We start from the raw sequence: 3672 nt of genomic DNA, 5'->3' as shown, positions 1-3672 counted from the left end.
GGGTTAAGTAAAGAAAAGTGTGTCTTTTCCGGGCGTGTTGCGGTTATTTGATCCAGCCTTTTTGGATGCCGAGGTTGTGTTGGTAGCTGGTGTCGATGGCGGTGTCGTATTCTGCTGGTGCACCGATGTCATTGGTAGTGGCTGTGGTGTTGTGGGTGATCAGGTCTGTTGCTGTGGAAAGTGCGTCTTGACCCCATCGTTGGTCCCTGGCGATCTTGACCGGATCGTCAGGGACTTCTGTATGTAGATACAGCCACCAATCCATCACTGTGCGTTGATGCGGTAGTGATAGTCCGCGGTGTCTGCGGGCTAGTTCTTTTATGGGGGCGTTGATGCCACCTTCGAGGCTGTTTGTTGTTGCTGCAAGGTTGTCGGGGTCGATGGTTGTTGGTGGGGGTTGCAGGTAGGTAAACAGCAGGTCTCTGCGGTGCAGAGATAGCAATGATTGATAGGCCGCTCGGACGCGTTGGTGGGTGTAGACCTTGGTGTAGGCGCCGGTAGCAGGGTCTTTGATGGTGGTTTTCTCGTTCATCCATTCCCGGTAGGTGTGGTCGAATTCGTGCAGGTGGGCGACCCATGTGGATGCTTGGTCAAGGTCGGTGATGCGAGTGAGTTTCAGGGCTAGGCGGTAGAGGGTTTTGCCGGCATCGGTGCGGGGGTTGCTGGTGGTGTGGCGGCGGACTGTTCGTTGGGCGTGGACGAGGCAGCGTTGGATGCGTGTTGTTGGCCAGCAGTGGTGGATGGCTGATTGGGCACCTTGTCCGCCGTCTGTGACTGCGATTAGTGGTGCGGCAATGGGGCGTAGGAGTTCGGTGTAGGCGGCGGTGGTTTCGTGTCTGGCCCAGGTCCAGTTGATGACGTGGGTTTTACTGGCTGCGATCAGGAGGCATCCGGACTTTAGATAGGTCGCGTCGAGGAAGATTTGGTCATGGATGCGGAATGAGTCGATGGTGGGTGTGGGGATGATCCACCAGCACCATCGGAATCGGTGGTGCATGGTTTGCCTGGTTACGCCATGGTGTGCGGCGAAGGTGGTTAGAGATTGGGTGCCGGTGGCCCATTGGATGAACAAAGCCATGGTGGCGGTGTTTTTGTTGTGGGTTTGGGTGTTGCGGGTAAAGGAGTGTCCGCAGTGGGTGCAGCGCCAACGGGTGGTTGATTTGCTGGTGGTGCCGTTTTTCTTTGTGTTGTTGCCGCATAGTGGGCAGCTGGGGCGGTTGGTGGTCATCCTTTAATCCAACCGGTGTGCGGTTAGCACAAATGTGGCCGGAGGTGCGGGATGGTGTGGGTAATAGCTTTCGGGGAGCTATTCTTTGGTGATTTGTGGTGTGTGGTCTGGGGTTATGGTGGCATGCGGACACACTTTTCTTTACTTAACCCGCCAAGAGGGCGCAGGGGCGGCGGCAGGAGGGCAGCGACTAGCCGCCGAAAATTGCCAGCGCGTCGGCAGCGAACGCTTCAATGATTGCGGAGTTGTCAACATCTCCCGCGCGGTTGATGTAGGCGGCCTCCGTAGTCGAGGCGGAGGCATGGCCCAGTTGCAAGGTGGCCAGCGCCGCGTTGCCCGTTGCAGCCATGGCGGTCGCTACCGTGTGACGGAGGTCGTGATAGGAAATCACCGCAGGCAGCAGCTCCCGGTCGGCCTGCGCCACATCGTCGCCGGCGAGGTGCGGCAAGCCTGCCCATGTTAGAGCCCGGCCAGAGTTTTGCCAGGGTGGGGGTATGTGCCGGATGGGTCGTCACGCATAGGCAGTACCCGCGTCGTCGGTGCCCCTGTCGTGCGTTGGCCGTGGAACAAGCTCGTAGGCTTATCGGCCAAGCGCTCGGCAATCCTTGAGTCTATTGGCCCGAGAAGCTGGTCTGGCAAAAACATGTAGGTGTGTGACGATCAGCTATAACTTTCCTCCTTGTAAGCAGGAAACCCGCTCGCCTCTCATGACAGCAATGTACTTGGATAACCACATCGCTACTTGACCGTAGATTGATGTAGCGATACGATTTGAACATGTTCAGTGAACAAGTTCAATCAAGTCGTGCTACTCAAAAGGAGGCGACGCGCAATAAAGTCTTGGATACCGCCTATGCCCTTTTTGTGTCAGTCGGGTACGCGGATACAAATGTGCGTGCCATCGCGCAGAAAGCTAACGTCAGCGTTGGAACCGTTATGAACGTCGGGAGCAAGCAGTCGCTGTTGATTCAGACCATCGGACATCGAATCACCGTCATGCACGATGAGCTCCGTGGACAATCAGACAACCTTCTCGACGTTCTCGCTCCTTTCCTGAAAATGTTTACTGGGCAGGAAGAATTATCGAAAGCGTATGGCGCTGCCCTAATCACACAGGGAGACAACGGAGAGATTCTCAACGAGCTTCGAACTCTCTTGGTAGATGAAATCGTGTTGCGCCTAGGCAATATGCTCCCTAAAGATGACGCTAAAGAGTTCGCGACAATCCTTTACAACATTTATCTTGGGTTGCTTCTTGGCTGGGCTGCCGGTGCATACGACACCGACGAACTATCCATTCACGCGAACAGTTCCATCTCCCGTCTTAAAATCGCGTACGGAGTAAAATAATGATTCTCGAATCTTCGCCTGCTTGGCCCTCCATCATTCTTGCAGCCATTTTGTTCGGAGACGCGGTACTCTCGCTCAAACCCGTAGCATTCATCGAGGCCTGCCTCAGAGGAGTACGACTTCCTACAGAGTGGTGGTGGGCTCTTATCGTTATCAAGTGCCTAGCAGCAAGTGGACTCATTATTGGGCTCTGGATACCAGGCATTGGAATAGCGACGATGGTTGGAGTCATTGCCTACTTCTGCACCGCAGCAATCGCACATATCCGAGCCAAGTTTCTAGGTAGCGAGTTTTGGGTCAATTGCTTAGGGATGCTCGCTATTTCACTAGGCGCTCTCATTGCGACACTATTGATAGCCTGAAACGACCAATTTACCAATTGTGTTCGCCCATTGAGGGGCGCCGTTGCCCGCGCCGGGCGGCTTGCCGCGGGTGCCTGGGACCCGCTAGCCGCCTACCGCCTCGCCGGCCTGTCGAAGGGTATGAGCGTCTGCCTCGGTGCAGAAGGCATGACAAAGCCCTAGCTGATGGGTCGGGGTTGTGGGATTTGCAGAGTGGCGGGCTGCTGCGGGACTGGTAGATAGGCGTCCAGCTCTTCGACGGGTATCTGCGGTACTGCATCCGAGATACCAGTGGCGAGCGCTGCGCGACTGGGCCCGCGCCGGGATGTCACACCCGACGACGTGGGGTGGCAGGAGCAGTAACCGGAATTGAGGGGTTGGGGGCAATCCCAGTCCATTTTTATGCGTGGGGGGTAGGGGTGCGACGGGCAGGGGTTGCTGGGGCAAGGGGTGTGTGGCCCCTAGTCGACACCGTGTAGCCACCGCCGGTTAAGTCTTGTACTCAGGCTGTGGCGTATGTCCAGCTGCGGGTCTACTTCGGAAAACTCCGCACTTCCCCAAAGACTTTCCTCAAAAATTAGTAGGGGAGGTGTCCCTGTGTGGCGCGAGAAACGGCTTTGACAGGCATAAATGGCATTATAGGTCAAACCTTTACAGGGTACCCTAACGGTAGGTTACGGGTTCGAGTCCCGTTTCCGGCTCCAAAACTCCAGGTCAGGAAGTTTTCCGGCCTGGGGTTCTTTGGTTTAAAGG

General features: G+C 56.1%; 4 protein-coding genes. 2 read left to right on the top strand and 2 right to left on the bottom strand.

Annotated elements, in window-relative coordinates; genetic code table 11:
• Positions 1-43: 43 nt before the first annotated feature.
• The gene (locus ADB02_RS10640) at positions 44-1228 is read right to left on the bottom strand and encodes an IS256-like element IS3503 family transposase (RefSeq protein WP_011018353.1); all 1185 of its coding nucleotides are present in this window, start codon (positions 1226-1228) and stop codon (positions 44-46) included.
• A gap of 190 nt (positions 1229-1418) precedes the next feature.
• Positions 1419-1676: a tyrosine-type recombinase/integrase gene (locus ADB02_RS10635; protein WP_016421438.1), complete on the bottom strand. Its 258-nt coding sequence runs from the start codon at positions 1674-1676 to the stop codon at positions 1419-1421.
• 329 nt (positions 1677-2005) lie between these two features.
• On the opposite strand from ADB02_RS10635, the gene ADB02_RS10630 reads away from it, so the two are divergent.
• Both ADB02_RS10630 and ADB02_RS11795 read left to right on the top strand, forming a co-directional pair.
• Positions 2006-2578, top strand: a complete 573-nt coding sequence (locus ADB02_RS10630; protein WP_016421437.1) for a TetR/AcrR family transcriptional regulator — start codon at positions 2006-2008, stop codon at positions 2576-2578.
• Positions 2578-2940, top strand: a complete 363-nt coding sequence (locus ADB02_RS11795) for a DoxX family protein (protein ID WP_016421436.1) — start codon at positions 2578-2580, stop codon at positions 2938-2940. Before ADB02_RS10630 ends, ADB02_RS11795 begins: the two co-directional genes overlap by 1 nt.
• The last annotated feature ends 732 nt before the right edge of the window (positions 2941-3672 follow it).

Source organism: Corynebacterium sp. 212_CJEI (assembly GCF_001055915.1).
Lineage (GTDB): Bacteria > Actinomycetota > Actinomycetes > Mycobacteriales > Mycobacteriaceae > Corynebacterium > Corynebacterium jeikeium_D.
This window is presented reverse-complemented; position numbering and strand designations above follow the sequence as displayed.

What these genes read in the sequence shown, in the direction of transcription:
- ADB02_RS11795 (WP_016421436.1), top strand. Translation starts at nt 2,578, where the DNA reads ATGATTCTCGAATCTTCGCCTGCTTGGCCCTCCATCATTCTTGCAGCC.
- ADB02_RS10630 (WP_016421437.1), top strand. Translation starts at nt 2,006, where the DNA reads ATGTTCAGTGAACAAGTTCAATCAAGTCGTGCTACTCAAAAGGAGGCG.
- ADB02_RS10640 (WP_011018353.1), bottom strand. Translation starts at nt 1,228, where the DNA reads ATGACCACCAACCGCCCCAGCTGCCCACTATGCGGCAACAACACAAAG.